Raw genomic sequence first — 3,025 nt, 5'->3', positions numbered from 1 at the left:
CGGCCGGGGCCGCGGGACCGGCACCGGCCGGGCCACCGGCAGCTGCCGCAGGGCGCGGGGGGCGCCGGGCGAGCGGGTGGCGACAGCCCGGCGGGGACGCCGCCGGTGCGGCAGCTCGTCGGCCCGGTCGAGCAGTCCGAGCAGGGCGGCCAGCGTCAGGTCGTCCGGCAGGGTCGCCGACGACGGAGCGGGTGCCCTGTCCATCGCCATGCCGTCCTCCTGGGGTCTGTGTCCGCGGCCGGGGAAGGTGCCGCGGACGAGGAGAAAGGTAGGGACGACGAGGCCTCCGGACGGCACTTCCCGACACTCCTCCGCGAGCCCGTGACACAACCGTTGTAGGCCTCTGACCAGGGCTTCGACGACGCGGCGCTGCCGGCGAGCACTTGTCGACAAGCCGGTGCCCCCCGAGCGTGGCAGGTCCCCGGGCGGCCTCCGGTCGGCCCGCGACACGTCCCGGCACGCCCGCGTGTCGGGACGTGTCGCGGCGTCGTGGCGGCGCGCTCCGGTCGTCATCGGTGCGCCGGGCCGTCCCGCGCCGCCCGCCGTCCGGTTGGCGGGCTCCAGCGGAACTGCCCAGACTCGACGGGTGACCGACCAGCCCGCGGGCCGCGCGACCGGCGCGTCGGCCGGCGCACCGACCGGCCTCCCCAGCGGGACGACGCCCGGCACGGCCGACCCCGACACCAGGCTGCGCCGCGCCGTCACCGGCCCGCTGCTCTACCTGTTCATCCTCGGCGACGTCCTCGGCGCCGGCGTGTACGCCCTGGTCGGGGAGGTGGCCGGCCAGGTCGGCGGAGCCATCTGGGTGCCGCTGCTGGCCGCGCTGGTGCTGGCCCTGCTGACGGCGGGCTCCTACGCCGAGCTGGTCACCAAGTACCCGCGCGCCGGCGGGTCCGCGGTGTTCGCCGAGCGGGCGTTCCGGTCACCGCTGGTGGCCTTCCTCGTGGGCTTCTGCATGCTGGCCGCGGGCGTCACCAGCGCGGCCGGCCTGGCACTGGCCTTCGCCGGCGACTACCTGGGCGTGTTCCTCGACGTGCCCCCCACCGCGGCCGCGGTGGTGTTCCTGCTGCTGGTGGCGCTGCTCAACGCCCGCGGGATCCGCGAGTCGCTGCGCGCGAACCTGGTGATGACGCTGGTCGAGACCTCGGGGCTGGTGCTCGTCGTCGTCCTCGGCGCGGTGGTCCTCGGCCGGGGCGACGGCGACCCCGGCCGGGCGCTCGAGTTCCCGCCCGGGGTGTCGGCGGCGACGGCGGTGCTCTCAGCGGCGCTGCTGGCCTACTACTCCTTCGTCGGGTTCGAGACGTCCGCCAACGTCGCCGAGGAGGTCCGTGACGTGCGGCGGGTGTACCCGCGGGCGCTGTTCGGGTCGCTGCTCACCGCGGGGGTGGTGTACGTGCTGGTCGGGCTCGCCGCCGCCGTGGTCCTGCCCCCGTCGGAGCTGGCCGGCTCCAGCGGGCCGCTGCTGGAGGTCGTGCGGGCCGCCGACGCCGGTGTCCCCGACTGGCTGTTCAGCGCGGTCGCCCTGATCGCCGTCGCCAACGGCGCACTGCTGACGATGATCATGGCCAGCCGCATGGCGTACGGCCTGGCCGAGCAGCGCCTGCTGCCCGCGGTCCTCGGCCGCGTGCTGCCGCAGCGGCGCACGCCGTGGGTCGCCATCGCCGTCACCACGCTGGTGGCCATGGGGCTCACCCTGGTCGGCGACCTGGCCACCCTGGCCAACACCGTCGTGCTCCTGCTGCTGTTCGTGTTCCTCAGCACCAACACCGCGGTGCTCGTGCTGCGCCGCGACCGCGTCGCGGCCGACCACTTCCGCGTGCCGGCCGTCGTCCCCGTCCTGGCCATCGCCTCCTGCCTGCTCCTGCTCTGGCAGCAGACGGCGGTCACCTGGGGCCTGGCCGGGCTCCTGCTGGCCGTCGGCGTGGTGCTCTACCTGGTCACCGCGGTGCCGCGCCGCCGGGCGGAGGCCCGGCAGCGCGATGACGTCCGGGTCGGCTGAGCCGGGCGGCGGTCGTGCCGCGATGGTGCCCGACGCCGGTTGGGAGGATGACCGGGTGGCCCTGCCCCCCGTGACGCCCCTGGTGATCGACACCGACCCCGGCATCGACGACGCGCTGGCGATCCTGCTGGCGCTGGCCAGCCCGGAGGTGGACCTGCGCCTGGTCACCACCGTGCACGGCAACGTGGAGCTGCCGCAGACGACGGACAACGCGCTGCGCGTGCTGCACCTGGCCGGCCGCGCCGACGTCCCGGTGGCCGCCGGCGCCGCCGAGTCGCTGGTGTACCCGCAGCCCGAGCGAGCCGGGCACGTGCACGGGACCGCCGGGCTCGGCGGGGTGCAGCTGCCGCCCTCGCCCGCCGGCGTCGACCTGCGGCCGGCCGTGGTCGTCCTCGCCGACCTGCTCATGGCCTCGGAGACGCCGGTGACCGTGGCCGCGATCGGACCGTGGACGAACGTCGCGCTCCTGCTGGCCACCTTTCCGGAGGCGGCGGAGCGGATCGGCCGGCTGGTGCTCATGGGCGGGTCGGCCGGCCGTGGCGGCAACGTGACCGCGGCCGCGGAGTTCAACGTGTGGGCCGACCCCGAGGCCGCCGCGCGGGTCCTCCGCTCGACCGTGCCCACGGTGCTCGTCGGCCTCGACGTCACGCTGCCCACGGTGCTCGACGAGGACGGCATCGCCCGCTTCGCGGCAGCCGGGCCGGTCGGGGCGACGGCGGCGGGGATCCTGCAGCAGTACCTCGACCACGCCCGGACGTCGTACGGCACCACCGGCGTCGTCGTCCACGACGCGCTGGCGCTCACCGAGGCGATCGTGCCCGGGACGCTGGGCACCGTGCGCCGCGACGTCGTCGTCGACACCACCCGCGGTGCCGGGCGCGGGCAGACGCTGGTCGACCGGCGGACGGTATCCGACGCCCCGACGGCGGTCGACGTCGCCGAGACCGTGGACAGCCCGGCCGCCGTCGAGTTCCTGGTGAGCCGGCTCGCCGACCTGGCCGCCCGGGTGGGCTGAGCCGCTCTAGA

The 3,025-nt window shown here is 76.2% G+C and carries 3 protein-coding genes; 2 read left to right on the top strand and 1 reads right to left on the bottom strand.

Annotation, left to right across the window (positions count from 1 at the left end):
- The coding region (locus ABQ292_RS26275) for a hypothetical protein (RefSeq protein ID WP_369210648.1) at positions 1-210 on the bottom strand (210 nt) is incomplete at its 3' end.
- A 376-nt stretch (positions 211-586) separates the two neighbouring features.
- Here ABQ292_RS26275 and ABQ292_RS26270 point away from each other — a divergent pair.
- On the top strand, positions 587-1,999 hold the full coding sequence (locus ABQ292_RS26270) for an APC family permease (protein ID WP_369210647.1): 1,413 nt from the start codon (positions 587-589) through the stop codon (positions 1,997-1,999).
- A gap of 55 nt (positions 2,000-2,054) precedes the next feature.
- On the top strand, positions 2,055-3,014 hold the full coding sequence (locus ABQ292_RS26265; protein WP_369210646.1) for a nucleoside hydrolase: 960 nt from the start codon (positions 2,055-2,057) through the stop codon (positions 3,012-3,014).
- Positions 3,015-3,025 lie beyond the last annotated feature (11 nt).

The organism is Geodermatophilus maliterrae (assembly GCF_041018925.1).
GTDB classification, from domain to species: Bacteria; Actinomycetota; Actinomycetes; order Mycobacteriales; family Geodermatophilaceae; genus Geodermatophilus; species Geodermatophilus maliterrae.
Note: the sequence above shows the minus strand (reverse complement) of the source record. Positions and strands in the feature narration are given on the sequence as shown.